Origin of the sequence: Arthrobacter sp. MYb214, from assembly GCF_002979865.1 — a bacterium.
GTDB lineage: Bacteria > Actinomycetota > Actinomycetes > Actinomycetales > Micrococcaceae > Glutamicibacter.
The window spans coordinates 87573-101071 of the sequence record NZ_PCPZ01000003.1; the positions used below are offsets into that span (position 1 = coordinate 87573).

At 63.5% G+C, this 13499-nt stretch carries 11 protein-coding genes; 6 read left to right on the plus strand and 5 right to left on the minus strand.

Annotation, left to right across the window (positions count from 1 at the left end; genetic code table 11):
- Window positions 1–163: 163 nt before the first annotated feature.
- Genes CQ012_RS09195 through CQ012_RS09210 form a run of 4 tightly spaced genes read right to left on the minus strand, consistent with a single transcriptional unit; the run spans window position 164 to window position 3738 of the window.
- On the minus strand, window positions 164–556 hold the full coding sequence (locus tag CQ012_RS09195) for a universal stress protein (RefSeq protein ID WP_105661986.1): 393 nt from the start codon (window positions 554–556) through the stop codon (window positions 164–166).
- On the minus strand, window positions 553–2082 hold the full coding sequence (locus CQ012_RS09200; RefSeq protein ID WP_105656285.1) for a tripartite tricarboxylate transporter permease: 1530 nt from the start codon (window positions 2080–2082) through the stop codon (window positions 553–555). The genes CQ012_RS09195 and CQ012_RS09200 overlap by 4 nt, the downstream gene beginning before the upstream one ends.
- 23 nt (window positions 2083–2105) lie before the next feature.
- A complete protein-coding gene (locus CQ012_RS09205; RefSeq protein WP_105656284.1) occupies window positions 2106–2690 on the minus strand; it encodes a tripartite tricarboxylate transporter TctB family protein in 585 nt (194 codons plus the stop codon).
- A gap of 49 nt (window positions 2691–2739) precedes the next feature.
- Window positions 2740–3738 carry a Bug family tripartite tricarboxylate transporter substrate binding protein gene (locus tag CQ012_RS09210; protein ID WP_105661987.1) on the minus strand — a complete coding sequence of 333 codons (999 nt, stop codon included), beginning with the start codon at window positions 3736–3738 and terminating at the stop codon, window positions 2740–2742.
- A gap of 151 nt (window positions 3739–3889) precedes the next feature.
- Between CQ012_RS09210 and CQ012_RS09215 the strand changes: the two genes are divergently transcribed.
- The 6 genes from CQ012_RS09215 to CQ012_RS09240 all read left to right on the plus strand — a co-directional run bounded on the left by CQ012_RS09215 (window position 3890) and on the right by CQ012_RS09240 (window position 12509).
- Complete coding sequence (locus CQ012_RS09215) at window positions 3890–4780, plus strand: LysR family transcriptional regulator (protein ID WP_105656282.1); 891 nt, start codon at window positions 3890–3892, stop codon at window positions 4778–4780.
- A 138-nt stretch (window positions 4781–4918) separates the two neighbouring features.
- Window positions 4919–5857, plus strand: coding sequence for a 5-dehydro-4-deoxyglucarate dehydratase (gene kdgD, locus CQ012_RS09220; RefSeq protein WP_105656281.1), 939 nt, complete (start codon window positions 4919–4921; stop codon window positions 5855–5857).
- Window positions 5858–5907: 50 nt separating this feature from the next.
- The gene (locus CQ012_RS09225) at window positions 5908–7509 is read left to right on the plus strand and encodes an aldehyde dehydrogenase (NADP(+)) (RefSeq protein ID WP_105661988.1); all 1602 of its coding nucleotides are present in this window, start codon (window positions 5908–5910) and stop codon (window positions 7507–7509) included.
- Window positions 7510–7512: 3 nt separating this feature from the next.
- Window positions 7513–8841, plus strand: coding sequence for an enolase C-terminal domain-like protein (locus tag CQ012_RS09230; protein ID WP_105656279.1), 1329 nt, complete (start codon window positions 7513–7515; stop codon window positions 8839–8841).
- A 122-nt stretch (window positions 8842–8963) separates the two neighbouring features.
- The gene (locus tag CQ012_RS09235) at window positions 8964–9905 is read left to right on the plus strand and encodes an AEC family transporter (protein ID WP_105656278.1); all 942 of its coding nucleotides are present in this window, start codon (window positions 8964–8966) and stop codon (window positions 9903–9905) included.
- A gap of 642 nt (window positions 9906–10547) precedes the next feature.
- Window positions 10548–12509, plus strand: coding sequence for a S8 family peptidase (locus CQ012_RS09240; protein ID WP_105661989.1), 1962 nt, complete (start codon window positions 10548–10550; stop codon window positions 12507–12509).
- An 87-nt stretch (window positions 12510–12596) separates the two neighbouring features.
- Here CQ012_RS09240 and CQ012_RS09245 read toward each other — a convergent pair whose 3' ends face one another.
- Window positions 12597–13394, minus strand: coding sequence for a dioxygenase family protein (locus CQ012_RS09245; protein WP_105661990.1), 798 nt, complete (start codon window positions 13392–13394; stop codon window positions 12597–12599).
- Window positions 13395–13499: the final 105 nt, after the last annotated feature.

Consider the following 13499-nt stretch of genomic DNA (forward strand, 5'->3'; position numbering starts at 1 on the left):
CTCGGCGTTTCGGCACTCCCCGGGAACCGTGCATTGAGTGACGAGCCTCACAGTAGTTGACGCGCTGCAACCATTGAGGAGCCACCGGACCGTGGACGCGCAAAGGCCGCGGAAGGCTTCCGTTGAAGCCTTCCGCGGCCCTTGGCAGCGGTGCGGTAGCGGGTCAGCCGGCCTTGACGGCCAGCACCGGATGCTGCGCCTGCAGCAGGATTCGCTGGGCGTGCGAGCCCATGATGAACTTGCCCACCTGGCTGCGCTGGCGCAGCCCGATGACGATCAAGGACACCTCGTGCTTCTCGGCCAGCCCCAGGAACTCCTCGGTCAGGTCATCACGGTAGCTGGACTCCACGATGCGAGCCTCGACTCCCGCCGTGGCGGCAGCTAGCAGCACGCGTTCCAGGTCCTCGGGCGAAGCGGTGTGCTTGTCCACCAGCGACCCCTCGCGCGAGGAGTTCACGATCAGCAACGGTTCGGCGCGCAGCTTCGCCTCGATGATGGCCGCGTCGACGGCGGCCTGCCCTACTGGGGTGGGGACGTATCCCACGATGATGCTCATGCGTTTTCCTTTTCCTTTACGGCCTGCACGGCCACCAAGCGGTTCTTGCGCTGATCGATGGCGGACTTGATCATCGGCCACACGGCCACGAACACGAACACCACCAGCAGCGTTGCGGAGATGGGTCGGGACAGGAAGCCCGAGGGGTCGCCTTCCAGCACCAGCAGGGATCGGCGCAGGTTGGATTCCAGCAGGCTGCCCAGCACGAACGCCAGCACCAGCGGGCCGGGCTCGAAACCGAATTTCTTCATCAGGTAGCCCACGGCGCCGAACATGACCACCAGCATCACGTCGAACATGGAGTTGCGGATGGTGTACGCGCCCAGCAGGGTGATCAACGCGGTGATCGGCGCCAGGATCGCGGCGCGGATGCGCAGGATCCGCACGAATACCCCGATCAGTGGGATCGACATGATCAGCAGCAGGATGTTGCCGATATACATCGAGTTCACCACGCCCCAGAACAATTCCGGGTCATTGGAGATCAGCTGCGGGCCGGGGGTGACCCCCTGGATCAGCAACGCCCCGAAGATGATCGCCATTGTCGCATTCGCAGGAATGCCCAGAGTCAGCAATGGGATGAACGAGCTGGTCGCCGCCGCATTGTTCGCGGTTTCCGGTCCGGCGACACCCTCGATCGCCCCCTTGCCGAAGCGCGTAGGGTCCTTGGCGGTCTTCTTCTCCAGCGCGTAGGAGGCCAGCGAGGAGATCGTCGCGCCGCCGCCAGGCAAGATGCCCAGGAAGAAGCCGAGCACCGACCCGCGGCCGATCGCCCCGGAGGCCTGCTTCAGGTCCTGGCGCCGCGGCCACACGTTGGCCACCTTCAGCGGGGCGGACACGGCCCGGTGCCGCTCCTCCAGGTTGTAGAGGATCTCGCCCACGCCGAACAGGCCCATGGCGATCGGCACGAAGTCGATCCCGTCGGCCAGCGACAGGTTGCCGAAGGTGAAGCGCTCGGCCCCGGTGAAGCCATCGCGACCCACCGTGGCCAGGAACAGGCCCAACGCCGCGGCGATGATCGCCTTGATCTTGGAGCCTCCGGAGATGGTGGCCACCAGCAAGATGCCCAGCAGCGCCAGCGCCGTGTACTCCGGCGGGCCGAAGTCCAGCGCGAAACTGGCCACCAGCGGAGCCAGGAAGGTCAGGCCCACAATGGCGATCGTGCCGCCGATAAACGAGCCGATGGCGGCAATGCCCAGTGCGGTGCCGGCCCGGCCCTGCTTGGCCATGACATAGCCGTCGAAGACCGTCACCACCGAGCTGGCCTCGCCGGGAAGGCGCAGCAGCACCGAGGTGATCGTGCCGCCGTACTGGGCACCGTAGAAGATGCCGGCGAGCATGATGATGGCGGTCACCGGCTCGACACCGTAGGTCAACGGCAGCAGGATCGCGATCGTGGCCGCCGGGCCCAGGCCCGGCAGCACGCCGATCAGCATGCCAATGACAACGCCGAGCAGGCAATACAAGAGGTTTGTGGGGTCCAGGACGGTGCCGAAGCCGTCCAGGACTGGTCCGAAGAAGTCCATGGGAGTCAACCTTTAATTGCGACTTAGAACAGTCGGGGAATCGTGGTGCCGAGCGCGGCAATGAAGATGGCGTAGAAGGCCACGACCACCAGCACCGAATACAAGGCGGCAGAGCGCCAGCGCTCACCGCCCAGCCAGCGCATCCACACGAAGCACAGCAGCAGCGCGGGAATCTCGAAGCCGATCAGCGGCATGAGCACCACCATCAGGATCAGGGTGGCGAAACCAATGACGGTGTACCAGCTCATGGCACTGAACTTCTCCCCGTCCTGCCCGCCGCGCCTGCCCACGATGAGCTGCACCACGGCCATGACGGCGGCAATCAGCGTGACGATGAAGGGCCACATCCCGGCGCTGGGCGCCGCGGGGGTGCCCAGCCCCAGGCCAACGGACAGCGCCATGCCGGCGCAGCCCAGCGCGAGCACCACCAGGCTGGAGGCAAGGTTCGCCACCGGTCCGGCCGGTTCCGGGGCCTCGGCTTCCCACTGGGCGGCGAGTTCCTCCGGGGTCAGCGCCTCGGGCGACGAATCGTCCTCGGGCTGCACCGGGCCGGATTCCGCGCGGGGCGCGGCGGGCACCGGCGGGCGTTCAACGTGTTTGGCTTGCATGATGTCCTCCTGTGCTTGAAGTGTTCCGGATCAGCTGGCTGCCGGGAGGCTACTTGCCGGCCAGCGAGATGTCGTACTCATCGGTCAGTTCCTTGTACTTCGCGGCCAGCTCATTCCATTCGGCGGTGACTTCCTCGCCGGAAATCTCGTTCGGAGTCAGCATGTTCTTCTCGTTGAACGAGGTGTAGGTGTCCGTGGCTACCGCGTCCTTGATGGAGGCCACCAGCTTCTGCTTGGCGTCATCGCTCAGGCCCTTCGGGGCTGCGATGGCGCGGTACTGGGAGACCGGGACTTCATAGCCTGCCTCGATGGCGGTGGGCACATCGGGAAGGAACTCATTGCGCTCGGAGGAGAAGACCACGATCGGGGTGACGGTGCCGGCGTCGATCTGCGGCTTGGCTTCGCCCAGCTGCACTGTGGAGACCTGTACCTGGTCGCCCATGACGGCGGTCAGTGCCGGGGAACCCGAGTCGAATGGTACTGTGGTGCCTTCGATGCCCGCCTGGGCCAGGATCAGTTCCTGGGCCAGCTGCGAGCCGGTGCCCACGCCGGTAGTGCCGAAGGACAGCTTCTTGCCGCTGTTCTTGATGTCATCGAAGTTCTCCATCCCCGACTTGGTGCTGGCTACCATGACGTAGTCATCCTGACTCAGTCCCATGAGGACATCGAGGTCATCGAGCGAAACCGCCTCGTCCGCGGATACCGCCAGCGGGGTAATGGTGATCAACGAGGCGTTGAGCAGCACGAGGTTCTGCCCGTCCGGGGCCATGGCCGCCACTTCTTCGGTGGCCAGCGCGCCGTTGGCGCCCGGCTTGTTCACCACGGGCAGGGCCACGCCCAGGGAATCCGCCATGCCGTCCGCCGCGGCGCGCGCGATCAGGTCGGTGGAGCCGCCAGGCGCCTGGCCGACGGTCAGGGTGATGGGGCCGCTGGGGAATTCGGCGGAGGCCGAGCCCCCGCCGACGTTGCCGCCGCAGGCGGAAAGCGCTAGTACCGCGCCAGTGGCCGAGAGGGCGAGCAGCGAGCGGCGAGTCAAGCGATTTTTCATGGGAAGTTCTCCTGTGGTGTCGAGTGTGGGACCCCGGCCGAGGCCTCGAGTGAGACAGCTCACCTTGCTGGTCTTGGAGTCAAGCGTAGAAACTTGAAGTGATGCATGTCCAAGGTTGAATGTGCATAGAATGATTCCAGAAAGGTATCAAATGTTTACTCTGGACCAAGCACGCAGTTTCGTTGCCGTTGCCGAGGAATTGCACTTCGGCCGTGCCGCCGAGCGGCTGAACATGACCCAGCCGCCGCTGAGCCGGCAGATCCAGAAACTCGAGCGCACGGTCGGCGTGGAACTCCTCGAGCGCGACAACCGCCGCGTGGCCCTCACCGCGGCGGGCCATGCTTTCCTCCAGGATGCCCGCCGGCTGGTCGTGGCCGCCGAGCGTGCCCCGGACAATGCCCGCCGCATCGCCGCCGGCCAGCTGGGCGAGCTGCGCATCGGCTTCACCGCGGCCTCGGGCTTCAGCCTGCTCGGCCCGCTGCTGGGAGAAATCTCGGCGCAGATGCCGCAGGTGCACCTGGAGCTGTCGGAAATGGTGACCGGCGAGCAGGTCGACGCCCTGCTGGACGGCGACATCGATCTGGGCTTAGCCCGCCCGCCCTTCGACGAGAAGCTCTTCGAATCCGCACTGCTATTAACCGAGGGGCTCTACGTGGCAGTGCCCTCCGGCCACCGGCTGGCCCGGCTGCAGCGGGAGGTATTGTTCGATGACCTGCGCAATGAACCGCTGATCATGCACTCCCCCACCAAGGCCCGCTACTTCTACGACCTGGTGGTGCGCCGCGTCGACATCGAGCACAAGAACGTGCGCCATACCGTCAGCCAGGTGCTGACCATGCTCGCGCTGGTCTCCGCCGGGCGCGGTATTGCTTTCGTCCCGGAGAGTGCCAAGCTGCTGGGCGTGGGCGGGGTCAGCTACCTGCGGCTGGGCGAGGTTACCGACGATCCGGTGCAGCTGCACGCCATCTGGAGCAAGTCCTCGCGCAATCCGGCGCTGGAACGGGTGGTCTCGATCGTGCGCCACGCGCTGCACGCTGAATGATGCACAGTAGGTATCAAACAATACAAATATGGGCTTGGACAGGCATCATAGAGGGTTCCTAGGCTGAGGGTAATACCAATGCACCGCCCCCAGCTTTCCCGCCTCGCCTGAGGCGGGAACCAGTCAAAGGAACAAACCATGGCCCAGTACACCCCCGCCGAACTTGCCTCCAAGCTCAAGGACGGGTTGCTCTCCTTCCCGGTCACCGCATTCGACGCGAACCTGGAAATCGACGAGGCCGCGTACCGCAACCACCTGGCCTGGCAGTCCAGCTTCGATGTCGCGGGACTGTTCGCCGCCGGAGGCACGGGCGAAGGCTTCACGCTGACCCCGGCAGAGGCCTCGCGTGTGGTCCGCATGGCAGTGGAAGAAGCCGGCTCCAAGGTTCCGGTGCTGGCCTCGGCCGGCGGTTCGACCAAGCAGGCCATCCAGAATGCGCAAGACGCCGAGGCCGCAGGGGCCGAGGGCCTGCTGCTGCTGCCGCCGTACCTGACCGAATGCGACCAGGAAGGGCTCTACCAGCACGCGTCGGCCATCTGCGCCTCGACGACGACCGGCGTAATCGTCTACAACCGCGCCAACGCGATCTATTCGGCGGACACCGTGGCCCGGCTGGCCGATAACCACGAGAACTTCATCGGCTTCAAGGACGCGCTGGGCGACATCGAGCACCTGACCAAGGTGTACGCCAAGAACGGCGACCGCCTGTTCTACCTGGGCGGGCTGCCTACCGCGGAGACCTTCGCGCTGCCGCTGCTGCAGCTGGGCATGAGCACCTACTCCTCGGCCATGTACAACTTCGTTCCGGAATTCGCGCTGGACTTCTACAAGGATGTGCGCGCCCAGGACCTGAAGGCGGTCAACGAGAAGCTGAACCGCTTCGTGCTGCCGTACCTGGAAATCCGCGACCGCGTCAAGGGCTACGGCGTATCCATCGTCAAGGGCGGGCTGAAGGCCATCGGCCGCGACTCCGGCTCGGTGCGCCCGCCGCTGCAGGATCTGACCGAGCAGGACCTGGCGGACCTGTCCGCGCTGATCCAGCAGGCAGGCATCGTTCCCGCCGGCGCGAGCCTCTAACCAGCACTGGCACTTTACGACACACCAATCAGTCGACTCAGGAGCAATTCATGAGCACAACCACGCAGAACCTCACCGGCGAGTCCATCCTCGCCGGCGCCAGCACCGAAGGCAACGGACGCAAGGTCAACGGCTATAACCCGGCGACCAACGAGCGCCTGGAACCTGCCTACAGCCTCATCAATGAGCAGCAGCTGAAGCTGGCCACCGCTGCGGCGGCCGAGGCCTTCGAGTCCTTCCGTTCCTTGGAACCGTCGAAGCACGCAGAGTTCCTGGAAGCCATCGCGGAGAACATCGAGGCAGTGGGCGCCGAACTGGTCGCTCGCGCCATGGCCGAAACCGGCTTGCCCGAGGCGCGCCTGACCGGCGAGCGCGGACGCACCACCGGACAGCTGCGGCTGTTCGCGCAGGTGGTGCGCCAGGGCGACCAGCACGGCGTGCGCGTGGACCCGGCCCTGCCCGAGCGCACCCCAGCCCCGCGCGTGGACATCCGGCAGCGCAAGATCCCGGTGGGACCGGTCGCGGTGTTCGGCGCGTCGAACTTCCCGCTGGCGTTCTCCACCGCAGGCGGCGACACCGCCAGCGCACTGGCTGCCGGCTGCCCGGTGGTCTTCAAGGCCCACAATGCGCACCCCGGAACCAGCGAGATTGTTGGCCATGCCATCAGCAAGGCCGTCGCCGACTTCGGGCTGCACCCGGGAGTCTTCTCACTGGTTTATGGCCCCGGCGCGTCGATCGGCCAAGCCCTGGTGAAGGATCCGGCCATCAAGGCCGTGGGCTTCACCGGCTCGCGGGCCGGCGGCACCGCCCTGATGGCCGCCGCGGCCGCGCGACCGGAACCCATCCCGGTGTATGCCGAGATGAGCTCCATCAACCCGGTGATCTTCTTCGAGGGAGCATTGGCTCAGGATCCCGTTGCGCAGGCCAAGGCCTACTTGGCTTCTGTTGTCGGTTCTTCCGGGCAGCTGTGCACCGCACCGGGACTCGTCTTTGTTCCCACCGGAGCTGCCGGCGACGCATTCGCCCGCGCCGTCAGCGGCCAGGCACCGGAAACTTCCGGGCAGACGATGCTCACCGAGGGAATCTACAATTCCTGGACCGCTGGTGTCCAAGCGCTCGGCAGCCAGGACGGTGTCGAACTGCTGGGCCGTGGCACCGAAGGGGCAACCGAGAACGCTCCGGCACCAGCCATCTACACCGCTGGAGTGGAGCAGCTGCTGGCCAACCCGGTGCTGCAAGACGAAATCTTCGGAGCCGCCTCGCTGGTGATTCGCTACGCCGATGCCGCACAGCTGCAAACCGCGCTGGGCCGGCTGGAAGGCCAGCTCACCGCCACCTTGCAGCTGGACGATTCGGATCACGAAGCCGCAGGGCAGATCATCGGGACGCTGGAAACCAAGGTCGGGCGCATCCTGGTCAACGGATGGCCAACCGGTGTGGAAGTGGGCCACGCGATGGTGCACGGAGGTCCATTCCCGGCAACGTCCGACCCGCGGACCACCTCGGTGGGCACCCTGGCCATCGAGCGCTTCCTGCGCCCGATCGCCTACCAGAACTTCCCGGACGCGCTTTTGCCCAAGCCCATCGCGGAAGACAACCCGTGGAAGTTGACCCGCCGGATTGACGGCGTCCTGCAGGCGAAAGGCGAATAATCCATGACTTCCCAGCCCACCATTGCCTCGGTGAAGGTCATCCCGGTCGCCGGGCATGACTCCATGCTGCTGAACCTCTCCGGGGCGCACGGGCCGTTCTTCACTCGCAATATCGCTATCCTCACTGACTCCGAAGGCCGCACGGGCCTCGGCGAGGTACCTGGCGGCGAAGCGATCCGTTCGACCATAGAGGAGGCCGGCACACTGATTACCGGCGCCCCTGTGGCGACTTACCGTTCGCTGCTGCGCCAGGTGGCAGCCCGCTTCGCAGACCTCGATTCCGGCGGACGCGGTGCACAGACCTTCGATTTGCGCACCACCGTGCACGCAGTCACCGCACTTGAGTCTGCACTGCTGGATCTGCACGGCCAGTTCCTCGGAGTGCCGGCGGCCGAACTGCTCGGCGACGGGCAGCAGCGCGACGCGGTTCCGATGCTCGGCTACCTGTTCTACGTGGGCAACCCGGATACGACGGATCTGCCGTATCTGCGCGAACCGCAGGGCAACGACGATTGGGAGCGCTTGCGCCGCGAGGAAGCCATGACACCAGAAGCCGTGGTGCGCCTGGCCGAGGCGGCTCAGGCCCGTTACGGGTTCAAGGATTTCAAGCTGAAGGGCGGCGTCCAGGACGGGGACTCCGAGGTCGATGCTGTCATCGCTTTGAAGGAACGCTTCCCCGAAGCCCGGATCACGCTTGACCCCAATGGCGGCTGGCTGCTCGAAGATGCTATCCGGCTTGGCAAGCGCATGCGTGGAGTGGTGGCCTATGCCGAGGATCCGTGCGGCCCTGAGGGCCGCTTCTCGGGCCGCGAGGTCATGAGCGAATTCCGCAGGGCGACCGGTCTGCAGACCGCCACGAACATGATTGCGACTGACTGGCGAGAAATGGCGCACGCGGTGCGCACCAATGCGGTAGACATCCCCCTGGCAGATCCGCATTTCTGGACCATGTCCGGTTCAGTGCGCGTTGCCCAGCTGTGCAACGAGTTCGGACTGACTTGGGGGTCGCACTCGAACAACCACTTCGACATCTCGCTGGCGATGTTCACCCAGGTCGGCGCCGCTGCTCCGGGCGAGATCACGGCACTCGATACCCACTGGATCTGGCAGGATGGACAGGGCCTGACCGAGGAACCATTGGTGATTCGGGACGGAGAGATCAAGGTTCCGCAGCGGTCCGGCTTGGGTGTCAGCCTGGACATGGATCGGGTCGCCCAAGCCCACGAACTGTACCTGGAACATGGGTTGGGCTCGCGTGACGACTCGGTGTCCATGCAATACCTGATTCCCGGCTGGACCTTCGATTCGAAGAGTCCCGCGCTGGTTCGCTGATGGGCTGCCAGGGAATCTGAATAATGCACCGTGGACGGTAGAGGGAGCTTTCGCACCCTCGCCGTCCACGGCTTCGAGAAGCCCCGGAGCTGGGAACACCAGTACCGGGCGGGAAAGGCAATATGCAAGGAGTTCTACAGGGATTCTCCGTTGTCTTGATCCTCATCGGCATCGGCCTGCTGATGTCGGTCGCACTGCCGCGACAACGCGCGGCCATTGCCCAGGGGCTCACCCCGCTCATCTTCTACATCACCAACCCCGCCCTGATGTTCACCCTGCTTGCCAGTACCGATCTGCATGCGGTGGTTGGTGTATTCACCCCGATAGCCTTGATGGTTGCGGTGCTGACCGGCTCCGCTTATGCATTGGTCGCGCGGCTGGCCTTCAAGACTCCAGCTCATCGGCTGCCCGTTGCGGCCATGTCCACGAGTTATGTGAATGCTGGAAATATCGGTGTGCCGCTGGCCCTTTATGCGGTGGGCAGCACCAGTCCCGTAGTGTCGGTGCTCATCGCGCAGTTGCTGATCATCGCTCCCGTCTACCTGTGCATGTTCGCGGTGCTCTCCCGCGCCAAGTCCGGTGACGCGGATGGCCTGCCCGGTGCGAAAATGATCCTCAAGTCCATCGCCAACCCTGTCTCTATTGCGACCTTCCTCGGTGCGGTGTTCTCCTTCTTTGGCCTGGCACTGCCCGAAGTCATTCATGCGCCAGTGCAAATGATTGGCGACGCATCCATCCCCCTGTTGCTGATGTCCTTTGGAATGGCGCTATACGGCCAGCGTCCATTGTCAGATAAGAACCTGCGCGGCGAAATCTATCTGGCGACCGCGTTCAAGGTGTTCTTCATGCCTTTGCTCGCCTGGCTCGTTGCCCGCTTCGTTTTCGGCCTATCAGGAATCGAACTTCTCGGAGTGGTGATCATGGCGGCGCTTCCAACCGCGCAAAACGTCTTGCTGTTTGCCCAGCAATTCAAGCTGCCCGTCGCCGTGCCGCGCGAAGTGGTGCTGGCAAGCACCCTGCTGACCTTTCCCAGTGTGCTGGTCATTGCCTTCTTGCTGGGCTAGATACGTGCAGCACCGGTATTCGCTCCGGTGGGCATCTTGGGCCTGCCGCTGCTACCCATCCCGTGCGACAGCGTAATCCCTGCCTCGAATGCGCTCGAACCACCTTGCCGAAGCTATCCGTTGCCAGCTGTCTTCCGAACGGTAACTCGGCGGAACTGATGGGCTGGCCAAGCGTCCAGCCGATGAGCTGGCAACCAAGCGGCTATTGGCCATCGCACGGTGCCGAATCCGGAGGGACGCCATTTATTCAATGAATTAGCCAAGATACTTAGCACGCTTGGACCACGGCTTCGACGCCAGGAGAGCTGGATCCCGGAATGTACTCCTAGCGTGAAACAACTTTGGAAAGATAGCGTTCGCTATGCAAATAATTATGTGTTTTCCATGGTCAGTGCGGATCTGAAAATTTCGAACTCCCCAAACATGCAGATAACCATCATTCATTTTTCGAATCTGCGAGTCCGCCGGGATAGTTCCACAGAAATATGTGAAACACCTTTTTAGTACATGAGCGAATATAAAAGATTTATTTGAGAAGTACTTCCTTTAGGAGTTGCCGAGCAGTTACGCTCCTACCGGCACACACCACATCGATTGATCACCGACCTTTGTGCGCCCAAAAACCCTACAAGGAGAACATCAATGGCACGTTTTTCTACCCCTCTTCGGAGAACCCTGGCCGTCTCCGCGGCCGTAGTGATCGGCATGAGCGGCTTCGGCGCTGGCGCCTTGCCAGCTACCGCCTCCCCCGTATCGGCTCCCGCTGAAAAGTCCCTCCCCAAGGCAAATGGCGAAGACAAGGTCAAGATCGGTTCGGTTCAATCAGGCGAGGCCTACGACCAATTCATCGTCACCTACAAGGCTTCAGCCACGCAGACGGGCAAGTCCTCCCGCGCCAAGGCCTGGGGCCAAGCAGCCAAGGCAGCAGGCGTTACCGTCAAGGAAATGCGAGCCATGGCCACCGGCAGCTTCGTGGTGAAGGCCGACAAGAAACTCAAGGGCAACGGCGCCAAGGAGTTCATGGCCGATATTGCGCAGTCTGGTCTCGTGGAATCGGTGGAACCCGATGCCATCATGAAGATTTCCATGACGCCTAACGACACCCGGTACGGCGAGCAGTGGCACTACAGCGGCACCAACGGGATGCGCTTGCCTTCGGCCTGGGACATCGCCACCGGCGAGGGCAGCATCGTCGCAGTCCTGGATACCGGCATCACCTCGCACTCGGATCTGAACGCCAACATCGTTTCCGGCTACGACTTCGTCTCCAGCTCTGCCTCGGCCCGCGACGGCAACGGCCGCGACGCGAACCCCCAGGATGAGGGCGACTGGTCCGCCGCCGGTGAATGCGGCGGCAGCTACTCGGGCAATTCCTCCTGGCACGGCACCCACGTGGCCGGCACCGTAGCCGCAGTCACCAACAACTCCAGCGGCGTGGCCGGAGTTGCCCCGGATGCCAAGATCCAGCCAGTCCGCGTCCTGGCCAAGTGCGGCGGCAGCCTGTCCGACATCGCCGATGCCATCATTTGGGCTTCGGGCGGTGCGGTCCCGGGAATTGCCAATAACCCAACCCCGGCAGACACCATCAACATGTCCCTGGGCGGTGGCGGCGCTTGCGGAACTACCTACCAGGCGGCCATCAACGCCGCGGTTTCGCGCGGCACCTCGGTGGTAGTTGCCGCCGGCAACGAAAGCCAGAACGCTTCGAATTCCCGCCCGGCCAACTGCGAAAACGTCATTACCGTAGCGGCAAGCAACCCTTCGGGCGCTCCGTCGTACTACACGAACTACGGCTCGGCCGTTGACGTCACCGCACCTGGTGGCGACACCCGCTACGCCGGCCAAGGCGTGCTGTCCACCATCAATACCGGCACCACTACTCCATCCAGCCAGGGCTATGCCTTCTACCAGGGCACTTCCATGGCCACCCCGCACGTAGCGGGCATGGTCGCACTGATGAAGTCGGCAGACCCTGGGATGTCCCCCGCCTCCGTGGAAACTGCGTTGAAGCAGGGCACCCGCGCGATGCCAGGCGGTTGCAGCATCGGTTGCGGCGCCGGACTGGTGGATGCCGCCAAGATCATGAATGCCCTGGACGGCAGCAACCCAACACCAACCCCGGAGCCAACTCCGGATCCGGAGCCAAGCGGCAACCTGCTGAAGAATGCTGGCTTCGAGAACGGGGCGGATTACTGGACCGCCAACCGCGCCGACACCTTCGAGTCCGGCTCGGCAGCCCGCTCCGGCAGCGGATTAGCTGGGCTGAATGGTTGGGGCAATTCCAACACCTACACCCTGGACCAGAAGGTCGCCATCCCGGCAGATGCCACCAATGCGCAGCTGGAGTTCTACCTGCATGTGCTGACCAATGAAACTACTGCCTATAGCCAGTACGACAAGCTGACCGTACAGGTTCTGGACGGCTACGGAACCTACAACATGGGCACCTGGTCGAACTTGGATGCCGGCTCGTCCTACGAACTGCAGGCTGTTGACCTGAACAACTTCCGCGGTAAGACCGTTACTTTGCGTTTCAAGGGCGTGGAAGACAGCTCGCAGGCTACCTTGTTCCGCATTGATGATGCATCGGTAGCCGCCAGCTAGAGGATCGACCAGAAAAGTCCACTATTACCTGCGCAAGCGCGGCACCAATCGGTGCCGCGCTTGCTGCGGGAAAGATAGGGATATCGCCTAGCTCAAGGTCCAGGAGCGCTTGGACAGGCCGTACCAGAAACCGTCAATTGCCGTCTTGGCATCAATTCCACCCGAGGCGTATGCCGCACCCAGCGCAACGTACAGCGGAGCCCAATGCTCCGAGCGCGGGTGCGCTTCGCGGGCCGCCGGGGCCTTGTGCAGGAAGTCGAGGATGGAGTCCACATCCCCGCGGGCCATTGCCTCCTCGGCCCAATGGTCGAACTCGCTGGAGGCCGATGGCGGCGCCGAATCCGGCCCGCCGGCTGGGTTGAACCAGCGCAAGTTGTGGGTGGTGAATCCGGAACCAACGATCAAGGTTCCCCGCTCGCGCAAGGGCGCCAAGCTCTTGCCCAGATCAAAGAGTCCTGCAGGATCCAGTGTTGGCATGGACATCTGCACCACAGGTACATCCGCATCCGGGAACATTTCCTTCAGCGGCACGTAGGCGCCATGGTCCAGCCCACGCGTCTCGTCGCGCTCCACGTGATGGCCATAAGCCGAGGTCAGCCGTTCGACTTCATTGGCCAGCTCGGGCGCCATTGGCGCATCGTAGCGAACGTCGTAGTACTTCTGGTCGAAGCCCCAGAAGTCGTAGACCAATTCGTTCTTCTGCTGGGTAGCACTCAGCGTCACCGGCGCATTTTCCCAGTGCGCGGAGATCATCAGAATATCTTTCGGCTTCTCGAAAGTGCCGGACCAGCTAGCCAGCTCCTGGGTCCAGCGCTGGTCGTCGGCCAGTGGCGGTGCACCATGGCTAAGGAACAAGACGGGAGGGGCATCGGATAGCTGATTCATGATTAAAAACTACCAACCATTAGTTGAAGCGTCAAGCTTTATTTTCATGAATCCCGATATCCAATTCATGCAAGACCCTCAATGCTCTCCAAGAGGGCCGTGGAC

What these genes read in the sequence shown, in the direction of transcription:
- CQ012_RS09195 (WP_105661986.1), bottom strand. Translation starts at nt 556, where the DNA reads ATGAGCATCATCGTGGGATACGTCCCCACCCCAGTAGGGCAGGCCGCC.
- CQ012_RS09200 (WP_105656285.1), bottom strand. Translation starts at nt 2,082, where the DNA reads ATGGACTTCTTCGGACCAGTCCTGGACGGCTTCGGCACCGTCCTGGAC.
- CQ012_RS09205 (WP_105656284.1), bottom strand. Translation starts at nt 2,690, where the DNA reads ATGCAAGCCAAACACGTTGAACGCCCGCCGGTGCCCGCCGCGCCCCGC.
- CQ012_RS09210 (WP_105661987.1), bottom strand. Translation starts at nt 3,738, where the DNA reads ATGAAAAATCGCTTGACTCGCCGCTCGCTGCTCGCCCTCTCGGCCACT.
- CQ012_RS09215 (WP_105656282.1), top strand. Translation starts at nt 3,890, where the DNA reads ATGTTTACTCTGGACCAAGCACGCAGTTTCGTTGCCGTTGCCGAGGAA.
- kdgD (WP_105656281.1), top strand. Translation starts at nt 4,919, where the DNA reads ATGGCCCAGTACACCCCCGCCGAACTTGCCTCCAAGCTCAAGGACGGG.
- CQ012_RS09225 (WP_105661988.1), top strand. Translation starts at nt 5,908, where the DNA reads ATGAGCACAACCACGCAGAACCTCACCGGCGAGTCCATCCTCGCCGGC.
- CQ012_RS09230 (WP_105656279.1), top strand. Translation starts at nt 7,513, where the DNA reads ATGACTTCCCAGCCCACCATTGCCTCGGTGAAGGTCATCCCGGTCGCC.
- CQ012_RS09235 (WP_105656278.1), top strand. Translation starts at nt 8,964, where the DNA reads ATGCAAGGAGTTCTACAGGGATTCTCCGTTGTCTTGATCCTCATCGGC.
- CQ012_RS09240 (WP_105661989.1), top strand. Translation starts at nt 10,548, where the DNA reads ATGGCACGTTTTTCTACCCCTCTTCGGAGAACCCTGGCCGTCTCCGCG.
- CQ012_RS09245 (WP_105661990.1), bottom strand. Translation starts at nt 13,394, where the DNA reads ATGAATCAGCTATCCGATGCCCCTCCCGTCTTGTTCCTTAGCCATGGT.